Genomic DNA, 17,778 nt, shown 5'->3' on the forward strand with positions numbered 1-17,778 from the left:
AGGTTTTTATATTATGAAATTTAGTGTAGAACGTGAACGTTTGTTAAAACCATTGCAACATGTAAGCGCTGCATTAAGTAGCCGTCCTATATTGCCCATTCTTTATAATCTTCTGTTAGAGGTTAAAGACAGGGTATTGTTTTTGATTGGTACTGATTTAGAAATGCAGATAGCAGTGCGCATCTTATTAACTAAAGAGTGTCAATTGGGCATGGCTACTATTCCTGCACGTAAATTTTTTGAGATTTGTCGTGGATTACCAGTAGGTTCAGAAATCTTTGTGTACCTGGAAGGAGATAGGATTTTTGTGCGATCTGATCGCAGTCGTTTTTCCCTCGTTACTTTACCAGCTACTGATTTTCCTAATCTAGATCACTCGACGAGTGAAGTGGCATTTATTGTGAACCAAAGGAGCATCAAACACTTAATTGAAGCTACACAGTTTTCTATGGCGAATCAAGATGTGCGATATTATTTAAATGGAATGTTATTTGAGACAGTAGGAACAATGTTATATATCGTTTCTACAGATGGGCATCGATTATCAATAGGTTCTATGTCACTAGACAAGTTACTGGCGAGTTACTCTGTGATTGTTCCACGTAAAGGTGTTACAGAACTTTCTCGTTTATTAGATGATAGTGAAACACCATTAGAGATAGAACTTGGAAAAAATAATATTCGTATTTCTATTGGTTCTTGTGTGTTTACTTCTAAGTTAGTTGATGGTCGGTTTCCGGACTATCGCAGTGCCATATCATCGCCACCTATTAAAACTATAGAGGTGAACCGTGAGGCATTGAAAAAATCTCTTATGCGTGCGTCTATTTTATCTAATTCTAAATCCCGTAGTGTTTGCCTGCATATTAGTGAGAATCAGTTTAAAATTACAGCACAGAATCAAGAAAAGGAAGAGGCGGAAGAAATTTTAGATGTAATTTATCACGGAAGTCAGATAGAAATTGGTTTAAATGTTAGTTATATTTTAGATGTGTTAAATACATTAAAATGTAACAATGTTTGTATATCGCTAAGTGATTCTACATCCAGTGTGCATATCAAAGATGCGGTGATGCCATTTGCAAGTTACATCATTATGCCAATTCGTTTATAATACGTGCATAGTAAGTTTTTGCAGGTAGTGTAGAAGTGATAGTATAATAGTTTTTTATTTAAAAATTAAAATTAATGAGAAAGATTGATGCCAAACATGTATGACTCTTCGAGTATTAAGGTGTTAAAAGGGCTTGATGCAGTACGAAAACGCCCTGGTATGTATATTGGTAATACAGATGATGGAACTGGTTTACATCACATGGTTTTTGAGGTAGTGGATAATGCAATTGATGAAACGCTTGCAGGTTATTGTTCGCATATTAGTGTAACTATTTATTCCGATCGCTCCGTGTCAATACAAGATAATGGTCGTGGTATTCCTACGGGAATACATACAGAAGAGGGGGTTTCTGCTGCGGAAGTGATTATGACGATTTTACATGCTGGTGGAAAATTTGATGATAACTCATACAAAGTATCTGGAGGTCTTCATGGCGTTGGTGTATCCGTGGTAAATGCACTATCAGAAAAATTAGAGTTGACTATTTTTCGTGAAGGAAAAATATATTTTCAAACTTATATGCATGGTAAAGCACAATCTCCGCTAGATATAATAGGTGATACTCATTTGACAGGCACATTAGTTCGTTTCTGGCCTAGTCACAATACTTTTAAAAATGTTATAGATTTTGAATATTCAATTTTAGAAAAACGTTTACGGGAATTATCTTTCCTTAATTCTGGGGTGTCCATAGTTTTAGAAGATAAACGACATAATAAAGAAGATGTGTACCATTATAAAGGTGGGTTGCAAGCGTTTATTAAATACCTAAACAGAAACAAGACACCGATTCACCCTAATATTTTTTATTACATCACCCAGAAAGATAACATTGGTGTAGAGGTAGCCTTGCAGTGGAATGATGGTTTTAAGGAAATTATACACTGTTTTACTAATAATATTCCACAACGTGATGGTGGGACTCATCTTGTTGGTTTTCGGTCTTCTATGACTCGCACTCTAAATACTTATATGGACAGAGAAGGATATACTAAGAAATCTAAAGTGTCTATTATTGGTGATGATGCGCGTGAAGGATTGATTGCTGTCATATCAATTAAATCTTCAGATCCAAAATTTTCTTCACAAACTAAAGATAAACTAGTTTCATCTGAGGTAAAAACGGTAGTTGAGCAAACAATGAATGAGTTGCTTTACGCTTATTTATTAGAGCACCCAGGTGATGCGAAAATAATAGTTGGAAAGATTATTGATGCAGCTCGTGCTCGGGAAGCATCTCGTCGCGCACGAGAAATAACTCGCCGAAAGGGCGCATTAGATTTATCTAGCTTACCTGGAAAGTTAGCTGATTGCCAAGAAAAAAATCCAGCTCTCTCTGAGCTTTATTTAGTGGAAGGTGACTCAGCTGGTGGATCTGCAAAACAGGGGAGAAACCGTAAAAATCAAGCTATTTTACCATTAAAAGGGAAAATTCTTAATGTAGAAAAAGCGCGTTTTGATAAAATGCTGGCATCGCAGGAGGTTGCAACGCTGATTACCGCTTTGGGTTGTGGTATTGGTCGTGATGAGTACAATCCAGATAAGTTACGTTATCATAACATTATTATTATGACCGATGCAGATGTTGATGGATCGCATATTCGCACATTACTTTTAACGTTTTTCTATCGTCAAATGCCAGAAATTATCGAGCGAGGGCATCTCTATATTGCGCAACCACCACTGTATAAGGTTAAAAGAGGTAAGCAAGAAAAATATATTAAAGATGATGATGCTATGGATCAGTATCAAATGTCCATTGCTCTTGAGAAGGCTGTGCTACATGTTGGGAATGACGGGCTAGACTTAAGAGGAGCGCAGCTTGAAATATTAGTCAATACATTCCAGGATACACATAGAATGATTAAAAAATTAGAGCGTTATTATCCAACAGAATTACTTAATGCGCTCATTTATCACAAAACTTTAAGTGATTTAACAGGAGAGATGGTCGTAGAAGAGTGGCTGCAGGATTTATTAAATGATTTAAATGACAATAATATAAATGGTGGATTTTATGAGGGAATTGTTCAGAAAAACCATCAATTAGATTTATTTGAACCAATCTTACGCGGACGTATACATGGCGTGGAGATGGAATATTTTCTAGATAATGATTTTATATGTAGTGAGACATATCAAAGAATCTCTATATTAGGCAGGGAATTGCGTGGTCTAATTAAACAAGACGCGTATGTAGCGCGCGGAGATCGTCGTCAATCGGTGTTCAGTTTTGAGCAGGCAGTTAATTGGTTGATTTCAGAATCACGCCGGGGTTTATCAGTGCAGAGGTATAAAGGTTTAGGTGAAATGAATCCGGAGCAATTATGGGAGACAACAATGAATCCAAAGAGTCGGCGTATGTTTTTGGTAACTATTCAAGATGCTTTGAAAACTGATCAGTTATTTAGTACCTTAATGGGAGATACAGTAGAACCTCGTCGCGCTTTTATTGAAACTAATGCCTTACGTGCAGCTCATATCGATATTTAATATTTAATAAAATTTTTAAATAATCAAGCAAAACAGTATTACCACGATACACTTTATAGTAGCTCAGTATTATTCTACAGGTTAGGTATAGAAAAATTTTCTTCTAGATAAATTACATTATAGCGGGATAATTGTTTTCACTTTTTTCACTTTGCGTTATAAATTTTTGCTGTATGATGCTAGCGTAAGAAGATATAGTAATATTCTGAGGATAGAATGACAATTAAATTAATTGCAATTGATATAGACGGCACATTACTTAACCCGAGGAATGAGTTAACACCCAAAGTAAAAAAGGTTATCAAGAGAGTTAACAATACGGGGGTTAAAGTGGTCTTGGCTACAGGAAGACCGTTTATTGGTGTTGAGTATTATCTCAATGAGCTAGATTTACATAAGGATGATCAATATTGCATTACTAATAATGGCTCATTAATTCAGAAAACAATAAGTGGAGAATGTCTTTTTGAAATGTTATTAAGTTTTGATGATTATCTTTATTTTGAAAAATTATCACGAATATTAGGGGTTCACTTCCAGGCCTTAACTAAAACAGAAATGTTTACATCGAACAAAAACATTAGCAAATATACTGTTCATGAAGCTTGGATGACTGGAATTCCTTTGCGTTATTGCTCTGTAGGTAATATGGACTGTAATTTAACCTTCCCAAAAGTAATGATGCTAGATCCTCCGGATCGATTAGATGCTGCTATCGCTCGCATCCCAGATAAGGTATTTCAGGAATATACTATCATGAAAAGTTCACCGTACTATCTAGAAATTCTTGACAAACGAGCAAATAAAGGCGCAGCTGTACAATTTATAGCGGAGATTTTAGGATATTCAAGGAGTGAGATTATGGCAATTGGCGATCAAGAAAATGATTTGGCTATGTTAGAGTATGCAGGTACAAGCATAGCTATGGGCAATAGTATCTCTCAAGTAAAGTCGGTGGCAAAATTTATTACAAAAAGTAATGAAGAGGATGGTGTAGCGTTAGCAATCGAACAGTTTATTTAAATAAGGAAAAATTTGTAAGAACTCCTATGTATATTGCATTTTTTTTATATATATATTATGATTTGGTCATTTAAAATAACTAATTAGTGTATAATACTATTATAGATACATTGTTCTTCTATGGATGAACTATAATTATAGATACTGAAAAGGTTCTATGATATTAATGTATATGTCAACTAAGTTATATGTTGAATACTGAAATATTTTTAAATTTCCTTTATTTATTTTGCTAGTTATTTTGATGATATGATGTGTGTGAAAATAAAATCATAGAGGATTTTACTAATACAATTATTATCTGTAACTATGAATAGATAGTGGAATTTACTATAATTTTTCAATAAAAATGTTATCTATTCATATTATTAAAAATTTTTCTCTTAGGTCATGAAATTTTCTGAAATATTACAAGATAGTTTTTATCTAACTAGTGTAGTACTGTAGGATTTTTTAAAAAATTATATTAGTATAGACAGTAAAAAATATAAATATTGTTATAGTTTGCGCTATTATATTTTTATTTATGATTTTTGTAGCATTTTACTTAAATTTTACAAGTATTATATGCAAGGCAAGCCTGCTATGGGTGCACACATAGTTGTATGTAAGATGTTTGATGTGTGCTAGATAAAACATTTTAACTAGAATTTAGGAAAAAGGTATGAAGCGTACTTTCCAACCCTCTGTGATTAAACGTAATCGAACTCATGGTTTTCGTTCTCGCATGAAAAGCAAAAACGGTCGAAAAATTTTATCTCATAGACGAGCTAAAGGGCGAGTACGTTTAACTGTCTCAAGTGATAAGTATTAATCTCTACGCATCATAATATGAAGGAATATTTATTCACAAAGAAGTTGCGCTTGTTAACTTCCGCGCATTTTAATTTTGTTTTTCAGAGGCCACAACGAGTTAGTGTAACTTATATCACGATTCTTGGGCGTTTGAATAAACTAGGTCACCCAAGGATTGGATTTTCTCTTTCTAAAAAAAATCTTAAGCATTCACATGAACGTAATAGAGTTAAACGATTAATACGGGAAAGTTTTCGTCAAAATCAACATCAGCTCCCGGGGATGGATTTTGTAGTTATAGTGAGGCGTGGGATTATGTCTCTTGATAACCCTTCTCTTGTAATAATATTGGAGAAATTATGGCGTCGTCATTGCCTATTAGTGCACAGATTTTAATTTTTATGGTAAGAGTTTATCGATACGCTATTAGTCCATTAGTAAGACCATGTTGTCGGTTTCAGCCAACCTGTTCTCAGTATAGTATTGAAGCATTGCAAAAATTTGGCGCGATTAAAGGTGGATGGTTGTCCATAAAACGTATATTACAATGTCATCCTTTTAGTTCTGGTGGTAAGCATCCATTACCGCCACGTAAACATTGATCTCAGAGAGTCTGAAGAATGCACTCTAAAAGTAAATTCTTGGTAATTATTTGTCTATTTTTATCTTTTGTTGTGTGGCAAATTTTTTACATGGAAAAAACTATTCAGCCAGAATCATATCAGACGACAGAGAAGATCGTGAGTCCAGAGAGTCACAATATACAGCAGAATATATTGCATGACGACTTAGATACAAGGATCACGGTCAAAACTGATGTTTTGTCTTTATGTATTAATACGCGCGGGGGTGATATTGAGCAGGCTGCATTACTATCCTATTCAGATAAATTAGGCTCGCATCACCCTTTTTTACTTTTAGAGTCTAGCCCAGATTTTTTATATCAAGCTAAAAGTGGATTAATAGGTCATGATGGACCTGATGATATATCTAATGATATACGACCAATTTATGTTAGTAAGCAAAAGCATTTTGAGCTCTTAAAGAATGAAAATGAATTACGCATCCCATTAACTTTTGTTTCAAAAAATAATATAACTTATGTTAAAACCTTTGTTTTACGCCGCGGTAATTATGCTATTGATGTTTCTTATCAGATTAATAATAAATCTATAAACCCCATAGAGGTCGCAATGTGCGGTCAGCTGAGGCAGACCAGTGAGTTACCAGAAGGTCGCAACACGAATAGCAATAATTTTGCTCTACGTACTTTTCGTGGTGCGGCTTACTCCAGTAGTCAGAGTAAATACTCTAAGTATGATTTTGATACTATTCAGAAAAATAAGCACCTGCGTGTAATAACTATGAATGGCTGGATAGCTATGTTACAGCAATATTTTGCTTCTATATGGATTCCAAAAACAAGAGGTAATAATATATTATATACAAATACTTTGAATAATAACATAGTTTCTATTAATTATCAATCAGATCCGGTGGTTATTGCATCCGGCTCTCAAAAGATTCTAGAAGCTACATTATGGATTGGACCAGAAGTACAAGAGCGCATGAGAACCGTAGCGCCATATGTAGAACTAACAGTAGATTATGGTTGGTTGTGGTTTATTTCTCAACCTTTATTTAAGTTATTGCAGTTTATTAATCGTTTTATCAATAATTGGGGTTTTTCAATTATTCTTATTACGTTAATTGTGCGTAGTATTACATATCCACTTAGCAAAGCTCAGTATACTTCTATGGCTCGTATGCGTATTCTTCAACCAAAAATTCAATCGATGCGTGAGCGATTTGGAGAAGACAAGCAGCGCATGAATCAAGAAATGATGGCGTTATATAAAAGAGAAAAAGTTAATCCATTGGGAGGGTGTTTACCTCTAATAATTCAGATGCCTATATTTCTAGGGCTCTATTATATGTTAATCGGATCAGTAGAACTTAGACATGCATCGTTTATTTTTTGGATTAAAGATTTATCTGCACAGGATCCATATTATATTCTTCCACTCTTAATGGGTGCTACTATGTTTTTTATTCAGAAGTTATCACCAACAACAGCAACAGATCCTATACAGCAAAAAATTATTACTTTTATGCCAGTTATCTTTACTATGTTTTTCTTGTGTTTTCCCTCAGGATTAGTTTTATACTATATCATCAGCAATCTAGTAACTTTATTACAACAGCATATGATTTATCGAGATTTAGAAAAGTGTGGCTTGTGTCTTCGTGATAAACACTCAGAATAGCATAGAAGAATTTTATTGTATGAGTGAATTTATTATATCTAGGATAGAGGTATAATATAAATCTGTAATGTCAATTATGAATCAAGAATCAGTAGTAGTTGATCTTAGGTCATATTTCAGTCTCGCTTTAATAAAGTTCAGTTATTTGTTTTTATGATTCTTAGGTAATTAATAGTATTAAAGATCTGATTTTAATAGATTTTGGTAAGATAGTGTATATATAGTGATAGTTATCATTCATTTTTAAATATTGCATGAAATCGTAATATAAATAAGTTTTGTTATCTAGGATGAGCATATCTGGCCATAGGGAGGTTTAGATCCATAAATAGAGGTATAATTAATATTCACTACTAAGTATGGCATTAGTAATGCCTGAGAGATATTTTATTACTACATCTCATTATCAAGAGAGGGTGCGAATGATTAAAGAAATACAAACTCTCACTGTTTCTTCTTTAGGAAACTTAGATGAATATATTCGGGCAGTCAATTCTTGGCCAATGTTAACAGCAGTTGAGGAAAAGGGGTTAGCTGAGCGGTTATATTATCATGGTGATTTAGTGGCAGCTAAGACATTAATTTTATCTCATTTACGTTTTGTGGTGCATATTGCGTGTAATTATTCTGGTTATGGGTTACTGAAAGCGGATTTAATACAAGAGGGTAATATTGGTCTTATGAAGGCAGTACGCCGTTTTAATCCAGAAGTCGGTGTACGCTTAGTTTCTTTTGCTGTGCACTGGATTAAAGCAGAAATTCATGAATATGTATTACGTAATTGGCGCATTGTTAAGGTTGCCACTACAAAAGCACAGAGAAAGTTGTTCTTTAATTTGCGAAAAACTAAAAAGCGTTTAGGATGGTTTAATCAAGATGAAGTTGACATGGTTGCTAGAGAGCTTGGAGTGAGTAGTAAGGATGTTCGTGAAATGGAATCAAGAATGTCTGCGCAGGACTTAATTTTTGATCCTCAGCCAGATGATAGCATTGAACAGGAGGCGCTAACTCCAATGTTTTATTTGCAAGATTTATCATCTAATTTTTCCACTGGCATTGAAGAAGACAATTGGGGAGATTATGCTTCCGATAAGCTTAGTATAGCACTTCATGCTCTTGATCATCGCAGTCAACATATTATTAAAGCAAGATGGTTAGACGAGAATAATAAAACTACTCTCCAAGAATTAGCGAATCATTATGGTGTTTCTGCTGAACGTATCCGACAGTTAGAGAAAAATGCTATGCAAAAATTACGCAGAGCTATCTTAGTTTAAGGTGTACTATACTCTGACATGTGGTGGTATTTATTATGCTAATATAGAAAACAATTAGGTGGACATATTGATAATATTTGTTTTTAAAAAAAGAGCATTTTATTTTTAATGAAAATAATTAAAAATAATATTTAATATATACTAAATAAGTTTGTGTCTACATTTGAGTGAGATATTTGATTAGTGCTCAAGTAAGTATGTATAGGCATCTAATAAATAAAAATCAGGGTTACAATAGATCACAACATAGAATTGTTTATTATGCATAATGACATTTTTTCTAAAAATATTTTTATGATTCTCCCAGGGTTTGAAGAACAACGTATAGATAATTTTTTGCATAATAAACTAAAAGGAGTTCCACGTAGTATGATTTATCGGATCTTACGTACTGGAGCGGTTCGAATTAATAAAAAACGTGTTAAACCATGGTATAAACTACAAATTGGAGATGAAATATACGTTCCATTAATTCGCACCATTCGGTCAAAAGATGCGAATTTATCGAAAAAGATGGCTGTAGTGACTGCATTAGAAGATGCTATTATCTATGAAGATGAATATATAATAGGGCTGAATAAACCTTCTGGGATAGCAGTACATGGTGGCAGTGGTCTACAGTATGGAGTGATTGAAGCATTACGTTCATTACGGCCAGCTACAGAATTTCTTGAGTTAGTCCACCGTCTGGACCGAGATACATCAGGTGTTTTATTGTTAGCTAAAAAAAGATCCTCATTACGCATGCTCCATGAGCAATTACGTGAAAATAGTATGGAGAAGAATTATTTAGCTTTAGTTCAAGGACGGTGGCCAATGCATATAAAAATAGTAGACGCTCCATTATTAAAAACCATTCAATGCAATCATCAATCTAAAGTAAGAGTCCATCAAAATGGAAAACCATCTAAAACATTATTTCAAATAAAAGAGAACTATGCTCATATTGCAACTTTAGTTAAAGCATCTCTTGTAACTGGACGTATGCATCAAATTCGCGCACATGCTTTACATATAGGTCATCCCATTATTCTAGATAATCTTTATGGAAATTCTGATTTTAGTAAGCATTTTAAAGGTATTGGACTACAACGTCTTTTTTTACATGCAGCTACATTATCTTTTATACATCCACATACGAAAAAAATTATATTGATTAGTGCTCCGCTAGACAAGCAATTAAACAATTGCTTGAAAAGATTACGCTTTAGCGCAACTCCTGTAAAATGTAATCAATTCAACTGCTTTTTATAAAAATTAATAAATTTTCGATTAAAGAGAGTAATACATATTTTTATAACTGGTTACGAATAGTAATCATTTATTCATAATGAGAATAAATTAAGTAGCTTAATACTATTAATAACATTTTGCTATAGGCAGATAGAATAAATATAAAATTCTAGTGATAAAGGTAGATTACTGAGTAGACAATTAAAAATATTACATGGATTGTATTTAATCAATTACAAGTTTGTTTATTTTTAAATTAAATTTAGTTTCATGATATTTATAGCAATCTGACAGGATGAAATTGTTTTTCTATAGTATTAAGGTTTTCATTATTAGATGTTGATAGCGATCGATAGAGAAAAATTCTTCTAATGAATAAAATATTTATAGAATGAACGATTGAGTTGGACTAGCATAGATACTAATAGTGAGAATTATTTATAATATATTTGTAACAGTATTAAGATTATAATTTTATTATGGTGTTATAACTATTTTTTATTGATATCAATGAAGAGGTTTTATGGCAGGTGGATGAGAAAATATCTGTTATTTGTTTAAATATAGAATTTTATTCTCAATTTTAGCAGAATTTAGCTTTGTTTTATTTTGAGTTTTAATACATTATTTATATATAAGTAATAGCTTTAAAAATGAATTATTTCTGATATTTTATCATGCAATTAAAGAGGTTGAAAGCATAGCGTCTTTTTCTAATTAGGTGATTTATCTGTATTTTGACATTAATGGAATTATTAGTAGCGTATTATAGTTAGAAATATATGTTTGATTAATATTGGTTTATGAAAGTATTTATATTCAATGGAAGATGTAAATAAAGAAAAGAACAATAATATGAAATTAATATATTTTAAAAATCAAAATAAACTTTTGGTAAAAGTCTCTAAACTTTTCACTGTAAAAATTTCTATGAATCTTGGTAAATTGTAAATATTTATATTAAAAGTATAGGACATAATACAAATTCACCAGTTAGGCTAGTATTTTTAAAAAAAATTATAGATGATTATTTGTTTAGTAAAATTTATTTTTTATGTTGTCCTTAAGGTTGAGGGTTCTTCTGAGATTATTGGATCGTGTATAAGAATTATATCCACACTTCCTTTTCTGATCATATGATTAGAAGCAGTTTTATTCTTTTGTTGTGCTCTTAATTGATGTATTGATTGGCATATTGTGCCGTCATATATTAATAATAATATTATTCAGAAAAAATTTTGTTTTAGATGCTATAGGGGTTAGCTTGTCTGATGATGCAATTAGAAGTTTTTGTTAAGGTGTGATTGTATCATATATCATACCCTTATGTTAGATGCTGTAAGTTATGAGTTATAGGTCTTCTTGTAATATTCAGAGTGAATATTTTTCGATAGTATGTTGTGATGTAATAATAATTAGATATTTAGCAGATTATTAGTAATAAAGTCACTTTAGTGATGATTGTAGATTTTTTCGGTGGCACATCACTAGTGGTGGTATATACAAACGCTTGATATTACACTAGATTATAAAAAAGATGTTAAGAGTGAATGCTGTCAAATAATATTCATTAGCGCATTCTATGATGATATATTTTCTCATTTGATAGCGTGGAATTAACGTGAATTTTTAAACGATATTATATAGGTTTATAAAGTTATATTAAGAATAATTACTTTAAATATATATAAATTTTTCTTCTGAGAAGGGTGACACTAATAATGAATGATAAAAAAAATCTTAGCATAGAAGAAAAAAAAAATATTTTTTGATTTAATGAAGGGTACTCGTCAGTTAGTGCAAGATACTATAGTGCATAAGCCAGTACGAAAAAATTTAAATTACAGGACATTTGATCGTTCTTCACTAATACAAAAAGATCATAGTTACTATTTTTCTGATGAGTTTCAACCACTTATAGCTAGCGAAGGAATGTTACGTTATGTACGTCATGGCGTAAATCACTATGAGTTAAAAAAACTATATCGTGGCGATTATGCCCCGGAAATTATTCTTGATCTGCATGGTTTAACTCAAATACAAGCTAAAAAAGAATTAAGCGCGCTGATTACTACTTGTAGACAAAAGAATCTGCATTGTACTAGAATTTTGCATGGGCATGGTAAACATATTCTTAAGAAGCAAATGCCTTTTTGGTTAGCTCAACATCCATTAGTTTTGGCTTTTCATCAAGCTCCCAAACAATTTGGAGGAGATGCTGCATTACTTGTATTAATTGAGCTGATCGATTAATAAATATTATAAAAATCATATTTATACGTAGAGAATTATATTTAGTTTTCTTTCTGTAATAGTTTTGCTTAGAGTAATATTAAGAGAGTTCAATGTAGAGCATAAACTCTATTTATTAGACACAAAGAGTTAGCGGTTAAAATCTAAAGGTATCTTTCGGATTATTTTTATATACATGGCAAATACAGAATATATTATATATTTATTTTTTACGCAATGTAAGGTTTCTTATAAGGATCAGCTTTATATTCCAAAGTTAAACTAAAATAAAATACAGTAAAATGTTAAGAGTTAATATTCTGCGCTTAAAAAGAAAACTATAGATAGTGATGATTTTAGATTAACAATCATGCATTGTCAGGAATCTCTTTAGGAGAAATTATCCATTGTAACTTGTTTAATAAAAAATAAAAATGTAGATCAATGTAAGCAATAGATGAGGGTGGAAGTATGATTTTACTTTCATTTAAAAATATCTCTGTTAAAAGAGAATGAATAAAAGGAAGATGCGAGATGATTATAACTGATTGAGCAATCTTATTGTTTAGTAGTCGTAAATAGGATAAAACTTGACTAGATTCCCCGCTCGGTCTAAGTTCATGTAGTGTATTTATTTGATTTGTTGTTATTAAAGGAAACACCTCACAAAGAACGCTTAGCGTCTGTTGTGCACGAAGATAGGGGCTTACTAATGCTTGTTGAATATTGATATTTTTTATACGGAGCCAATTTGCAATTTTATAAGATTCACTGTATCCACGCGCAGTTAAAGGTCTAGAAAAATCACTGCAACTTAGTAAGTCAGCCTCACCGTGACGCATTAAAAAAAGTTTCATTAGCAACCAAGAGAAAAATAAATATTTTTAAATGGATGTAAAGTGTAATATATTTTTATTATAAATAAATAAACAAATAAATCAAATAAATAAAGAAGAATTATCATTTTAAAATAATTTTATTTGTTAAATAAGTATACGATATCGCTTGAATTTGTTAAGTGATCATCCTATATTTAGGATTATCACTAAGATATATATTGATATTATTTCTTTTATCAGAACATTAGTAAAATTATTTATTCATTAGCAGCATGACTATTTTCTATTCTTCTAATTTTTTGACTGAGAGAGAAATTAAGCTATTAAAGTGTGTTTAGAAGCTTAAAAATATCAAAATTTAACCTCAGTGAATAATATTTTTGTTGCATAGATATCTATAAGAGGATTGTGTTATTAGATAATCGAAATACAGAGAAAAAGTTTTAAAACTTATTATAATATTAGCATTTCTTTTTATGAATATTTGAGAATTCTTATAACTCAACTTATCTTATAGTAAGAGCTTTATGATACCAATTATCTAATTGTTGATGAAGTGTATCTATGCCTATTGTTTTTTTTGCAGAAAAGATTTGAACTTTTATTATACTAGAAAAAATTTTTGTTACTTGACGTACTGTATTGAGTTGTATAATGCAATTTCTATAATTTAATTTATCTGCTTTTGTTAAAAGTATCAATATTGGTATATTGTATTTTATTGCTAATATAATTATTTTTTGATCTAGTTCTTTTAATGGGTGTCGGATATCCATGAGGATCAATAATCCTTTGAGGGACTGTCGATTTTTTAGATAATCTCTGAGAATTGTGTTTCTTTTTTTCTTAATTACTACTGGGGCATTTGAATAGCCATAACCAGGTAAATCTACTAACCGAAAACCTTTAGAAATTTGAAACAGATTGATTAATTGCGTGCATCCTGGCATTTTACTTGTACGAGCTAAGTTTTTTTGATTTGTGCATGCATTCAATGCACTAGATTTTCCGGCGTTTGAGCGACCAAGAAACGCAATCTCAATACCAGTGTCAGCTGGTAAATGATGCAAACTAGGGGCACTGGCAATAAAGTGAGTCAGGTGATAATCAACAATAGACATAAAACATACTCCGTTTTCATTACGATAGTAACAAGGGTTATATTTAGACATAAGATATTTAATCTATATCATAGAATTTATTAATCAAATTATTTGGTAAAATTGATTTTGTGCGCGATCTTTTGTGTATAGTTTTAAGAAAATTATGGGTATAATGTTTAAATCAGATCAGCTGAGATATTGTATTTTTTATTTTTACCTAATATATTAATTTAATATATAAAAGGGATATTTAATTGTAATTTTCGTAAGTTATAAAGTAGCTGTTGACTAATTACTATAAAATCTTTCAGTAGTTTTAAATATTAGTATATTTATCTATACAAAATTTTTATATTTATTCTCAATGCTAATCTTTAATGTTGGATAGTAACTTAAAGATATTTTGGATTATTTGTTATAAACTTTTTTAACAGATAATATAAATCTGCATTATCTGTTAATGAGTATAATAATTTAAGATTTTTATGTTAAAAATTTTTACATAAAACAAGAGAAAAATGTAGTATGTAAAAATATTTAAAAGTAAGTTTTTCTCTTAGACCTGGAATACTGATTATTGTATATTTGGTTTTAAATTAACTGATCTAAAATTTACGCCATATCTAATGAATGAATTGATAAAAATTTTTCTAGGAATGACATATCTATTATTTTTTATAGCTCCGTTTTAATGATAAGTGTTTTTCTGACGCACTATATAAAAAATTATACCAGTAGGTGGTATAATGCTTGAGAATTTTTTGGTTTTTAAAAAATACAAAGTGGAGTGAAAAATAATTTTTCTATTCTTTTATTAGCATAGAAGTGTATATAGAGGTCATATTTTAGCTTAAGAGTTGCATCACAACATTAAAAAAATTTTCATAGCAGAGTTTAGTTATTATATAAAAATATAGTTTTGCATTAAATTATTAAATTTAATGAGTTATAATGAGTTATAGAGGTAAAAAAAAATCAATGGGTAGTTAGATTTTACTTATTTTAGTATTTTTTGTTATAGTATTGATAATAATGAAATAGATTTAACAAAAGAATTTGAAATAGTTAAATTTTTATTTAACTGTGTTATGTTGTTCTCTGTACAGGAATCAGATATGTAAACTACTTTTATTAAAGATAAAACTTGTGATTTTAGTATATATTTTCAATATATAGCAATTTTTAATTTTTCCTAAATTGCAGTGTAAATAAGTATTTAGACGATAAAATATATAGTTTTTCAGAAATGTTAAAATTTAAAAGCAGATAAATATAAGGATATATTATATTGTTGCGCATTAAGAGTTGTACTTTAATTTTAGTATTATAAAGAGATATAATACTGGAGATAACAAGTGCTAAATGTAAAATAAAACGCTGACAGGCTCATATCAGATATATTATAATAGAATATTTATAGCTACCATATTAATTATTAATCAAAATGAAATATTAAGTTTAAATGTCATAAGAATTGATATACTCGTGCTTTTAATATAAAAACTACATCTGCATATATAAGAAGTAATGCACAATGATTTTTTTGATAAAAATCCTCATATAGAGCAGCTTGCTTTTAATAAGTCAGGATCTGTATAAAATTTAGAAATGCAGATACATCAGGGGAGATGTATTTTATTAGGAAAATATAAAAATATTTATAAAATTTTTTCTGAAGAGAAAAATTTAACTTTATTATATGCGATACTTTTGAGTGATTTTAGTGTTATGAGGTTATCTTAAGATAACTAAAAACAAAATAACTACATAACTACATTATAAGTATAGGGATTTAATAAAACATCTTTCAAACAATATTGATTTTGGTGCTAACGCTAGACTGATTAAAACATTTATCTGTATTGCAGAAATATTTCTTTTTTTTAATTGTATAATCTTGATATATCGACATAGTGTAGGATGCTTAGTATAATTTTCATATTTAATGAAAAGTATATGATTGAATTTATTATTATTCTATTCAAGCAATAGAATGTTGGCTAGATTTTTTTATACTTTCGATATATTATTAAATCTTCTATAGTTACTATTGGCATCTGGTGTTGATAGGAAAATGAAATAACTTCTGAGGTTCTTGCCATTGAGCCATCATCATTAGTCAGTTCACATAAAACACCTGCTGGTTTATAACCGGCTAATGTAACTAAATCAATTGTAGCTTCAGTATGCCCACTACGTTCTAATACACCTCCAGCGTGAGCGCGTAGAGGAAAAACATGACCAGGGCGGTTTAAATCACTAGGTTGTGCATTATCAGCAATAGCGGTTCGTATGGTCGTTAAACGATCAGCAGCAGAAACCCCCGTAGTGATACCTTTAACGGCTTCAATAGTGATTGTAAAGGCAGTACCATAAGTGCTTGTATTATGATGAACCATCATTGGTAGATTAAGTGCATTTAAGCGCTCTTCATTGAGGGATAAGCAAATGATACCACTTCCATAACGAATGCTTAGTGCCATTTGTTCCAATGTCATCTTTTCTGCAGCAAAAACCATATCCCCTTCATTTTCACGATTTTCATCGTCTAATACCATTACTCCAGAGCCTAATTGCAAGGCCTTAATAGCTCTAAGCACGCGTTCTTTAGGCGTTCCAAACTGGGAAAGTATCAATTGATGCATTGTCAATCAACCTTAATAAATATTTGTATTATAAGAACTAGAGTGTAGTCAGGATGTTAATAAAATAAAAAACAATTATCCTTAATAATTATACTCTCTCTAAAAGTAGCTATCTTCTGTTATTGAAATTGTTCTTGTTGTTTCTAAAATAATGGCAGATTTTTTTTGATTATTCACGCGCAGATATCCTTGACATAAAATAATTCAAAGGATGTGTAGTATAACTATATATCATTATTTTTTTTAAAAATTCAATATTATTGATAATAGCGCCGAATAAGTAATAGTGCAAGTAATGAAAATCACTATTATTATTTTATATTGATACACCTAAGTGAATTCGTTTTAAAAAAGAATATAGATGCTTTTATGGTACAGATTTACTTGAGCTATGCGTATATTTTCTGTTATAATATTTTTGTTTATTTTTTGGATAATTATTAATGATAACATAATATATGAGACTGACTAAAGAGGTAGAAATTCTCTTACAGATGTATTAAAATTACTAAACAAAAGATCATGTGGTTATCTTTGAAAATAATTTGCACTTAGTGAATTATATCTTAATATGTTACTGTAAGCTTTGATGTTTTATACGTATTTACATCTAAGATGTGTACATTTTAACAGTGTACTTAAAAGTATTTTTTAGATTTTATTTTTTTGGATATTATTTAGCTTAAAATGATGATGCACGATAGTTCCGTTGAAATAATGTTATATTACAGGTTGTAGATAAAATAAGTTAAAA

The 17,778-nt window shown here is 30.5% G+C and carries 12 protein-coding genes and 1 pseudogene; 10 read left to right on the forward strand and 3 right to left on the reverse strand.

What is annotated here, in order from left to right:
- The first annotated feature begins 13 nt into the window (after positions 1–13).
- The 10 genes and pseudogenes from dnaN (at position 14) to smrB (ending at position 12,458) form a co-directional block, all read left to right on the forward strand.
- Entirely contained in the window at positions 14–1,114 is a 1,101-nt protein-coding gene (gene dnaN / locus ERCISPPS3390_RS00390) for a DNA polymerase III subunit beta (protein WP_197094895.1), read from the forward strand.
- 87 nt (positions 1,115–1,201) lie between these two features.
- Positions 1,202–3,610 carry a DNA topoisomerase (ATP-hydrolyzing) subunit B gene (gyrB, locus tag ERCISPPS3390_RS00395; protein WP_197094896.1) on the forward strand — a complete coding sequence of 803 codons (2,409 nt, stop codon included), beginning with the start codon at positions 1,202–1,204 and terminating at the stop codon, positions 3,608–3,610.
- A 216-nt stretch (positions 3,611–3,826) separates the two neighbouring features.
- Positions 3,827–4,633, forward strand: a complete 807-nt coding sequence (gene yidA / locus ERCISPPS3390_RS00400) for a sugar-phosphatase (protein WP_197094897.1) — start codon at positions 3,827–3,829, stop codon at positions 4,631–4,633.
- A 664-nt stretch (positions 4,634–5,297) separates the two neighbouring features.
- Positions 5,298–5,447, forward strand: a complete 150-nt coding sequence (gene rpmH / locus ERCISPPS3390_RS00405) for a 50S ribosomal protein L34 (protein ID WP_197094898.1) — start codon at positions 5,298–5,300, stop codon at positions 5,445–5,447.
- Between the two features lie 17 nt (positions 5,448–5,464).
- Complete coding sequence (gene rnpA, locus ERCISPPS3390_RS00410; protein ID WP_197094899.1) at positions 5,465–5,824, forward strand: ribonuclease P protein component; 360 nt, start codon at positions 5,465–5,467, stop codon at positions 5,822–5,824.
- Complete coding sequence (gene yidD / locus ERCISPPS3390_RS00415) at positions 5,788–6,030, forward strand: membrane protein insertion efficiency factor YidD (RefSeq protein WP_197094900.1); 243 nt, start codon at positions 5,788–5,790, stop codon at positions 6,028–6,030. The genes rnpA and yidD overlap by 37 nt, the downstream gene beginning before the upstream one ends.
- Positions 6,031–6,048: 18 nt before the next feature.
- On the forward strand, positions 6,049–7,695 hold the full coding sequence (gene yidC, locus ERCISPPS3390_RS00420; protein ID WP_197094901.1) for a membrane protein insertase YidC: 1,647 nt from the start codon (positions 6,049–6,051) through the stop codon (positions 7,693–7,695).
- 422 nt (positions 7,696–8,117) lie between these two features.
- Positions 8,118–8,972, forward strand: a complete 855-nt coding sequence (rpoH, locus tag ERCISPPS3390_RS00425) for an RNA polymerase sigma factor RpoH (protein ID WP_197095382.1) — start codon at positions 8,118–8,120, stop codon at positions 8,970–8,972.
- A 261-nt stretch (positions 8,973–9,233) separates the two neighbouring features.
- Positions 9,234–10,226, forward strand: coding sequence for a 23S rRNA pseudouridine(955/2504/2580) synthase RluC (rluC, locus tag ERCISPPS3390_RS00430; protein WP_197094902.1), 993 nt, complete (start codon positions 9,234–9,236; stop codon positions 10,224–10,226).
- Between the two features lie 1,700 nt (positions 10,227–11,926).
- Positions 11,927–12,458 (forward strand): annotated as a pseudogene (gene smrB, locus ERCISPPS3390_RS00435) (endonuclease SmrB).
- 347 nt (positions 12,459–12,805) lie between these two features.
- Here the strand turns inward: smrB and sixA are convergent.
- From sixA to ribB, 3 genes are all read right to left on the reverse strand, one after another.
- The gene (gene sixA / locus ERCISPPS3390_RS00440; protein ID WP_197094903.1) at positions 12,806–13,294 is read right to left on the reverse strand and encodes a phosphohistidine phosphatase SixA; all 489 of its coding nucleotides are present in this window, start codon (positions 13,292–13,294) and stop codon (positions 12,806–12,808) included.
- Between the two features lie 488 nt (positions 13,295–13,782).
- A complete protein-coding gene (gene yihA / locus ERCISPPS3390_RS00445) occupies positions 13,783–14,397 on the reverse strand; it encodes a ribosome biogenesis GTP-binding protein YihA/YsxC (protein ID WP_197094904.1) in 615 nt (204 codons plus the stop codon).
- 1,982 nt (positions 14,398–16,379) lie between these two features.
- Complete coding sequence (gene ribB, locus ERCISPPS3390_RS00450) at positions 16,380–17,024, reverse strand: 3,4-dihydroxy-2-butanone-4-phosphate synthase (RefSeq protein ID WP_197094905.1); 645 nt, start codon at positions 17,022–17,024, stop codon at positions 16,380–16,382.
- Positions 17,025–17,778: the final 754 nt, after the last annotated feature.

This window comes from Candidatus Erwinia haradaeae (assembly GCF_900698885.1).
GTDB lineage: Bacteria > Pseudomonadota > Gammaproteobacteria > Enterobacterales > Enterobacteriaceae > Erwinia_E > Erwinia_E haradaeae_H.

Excerpts from the sequence above, each read along its gene's own strand:
- ribB (WP_197094905.1), bottom strand. The coding sequence starts at position 17,024 with ATGCATCAATTGATACTTTCCCAGTTTGGAACGCCTAAAGAACGCGTG.
- sixA (WP_197094903.1), bottom strand. The coding sequence starts at position 13,294 with ATGAAACTTTTTTTAATGCGTCACGGTGAGGCTGACTTACTAAGTTGC.
- yidD (WP_197094900.1), top strand. The coding sequence starts at position 5,788 with ATGGCGTCGTCATTGCCTATTAGTGCACAGATTTTAATTTTTATGGTA.
- rnpA (WP_197094899.1), top strand. The coding sequence starts at position 5,465 with ATGAAGGAATATTTATTCACAAAGAAGTTGCGCTTGTTAACTTCCGCG.
- rluC (WP_197094902.1), top strand. The coding sequence starts at position 9,234 with ATGCATAATGACATTTTTTCTAAAAATATTTTTATGATTCTCCCAGGG.
- rpoH (WP_197095382.1), top strand. The coding sequence starts at position 8,118 with ATGATTAAAGAAATACAAACTCTCACTGTTTCTTCTTTAGGAAACTTA.
- gyrB (WP_197094896.1), top strand. The coding sequence starts at position 1,202 with ATGCCAAACATGTATGACTCTTCGAGTATTAAGGTGTTAAAAGGGCTT.
- yidA (WP_197094897.1), top strand. The coding sequence starts at position 3,827 with ATGACAATTAAATTAATTGCAATTGATATAGACGGCACATTACTTAAC.
- rpmH (WP_197094898.1), top strand. The coding sequence starts at position 5,298 with ATGAAGCGTACTTTCCAACCCTCTGTGATTAAACGTAATCGAACTCAT.
- yidC (WP_197094901.1), top strand. The coding sequence starts at position 6,049 with ATGCACTCTAAAAGTAAATTCTTGGTAATTATTTGTCTATTTTTATCT.
- yihA (WP_197094904.1), bottom strand. The coding sequence starts at position 14,397 with ATGTCTATTGTTGATTATCACCTGACTCACTTTATTGCCAGTGCCCCT.
- dnaN (WP_197094895.1), top strand. The coding sequence starts at position 14 with ATGAAATTTAGTGTAGAACGTGAACGTTTGTTAAAACCATTGCAACAT.